We start from the raw sequence: 258 nt of genomic DNA, 5'->3' as shown, positions 1-258 counted from the left end.
CAAATTGTTAAAGAGCATGTTTCTTTCGAAACGCGTACTAAAAAGCACTTTCTAAGGACTTTCAGAGTCAAAAATGCAAACCAACAACAAAAGTAGTGGTTTGGATTGAGTCTTCCAAAAATATTTAGAGAGTGGTGGGCGATACCGGGCTCGAACCAGTGACCCCCTCCTTGTAAGGGAGGTGCTCTCCCAACTGAGCTAATCGCCCACATTTAGTTTTAATTCCTTCGTGGGAAAGAATGGTGGGTCGTGCAGGAT

The 258-nt window shown here is 43.8% G+C and carries 1 tRNA gene; it reads right to left on the bottom strand.

Going from position 1 to position 258, the window contains the following annotated elements:
* Positions 1–132: 132 nt before the first annotated feature.
* Positions 133–208: transfer RNA gene (locus tag AB4405_RS24315), tRNA-Val, on the bottom strand.
* Positions 209–258: the final 50 nt, after the last annotated feature.

The sequence above is a fragment of the Vibrio sp. 10N.261.51.F12 genome, from assembly GCF_041471725.1.
Lineage (GTDB): Bacteria > Pseudomonadota > Gammaproteobacteria > Enterobacterales > Vibrionaceae > Vibrio.
Note: the sequence above shows the minus strand (reverse complement) of the source record. Positions and strands in the feature narration are given on the sequence as shown.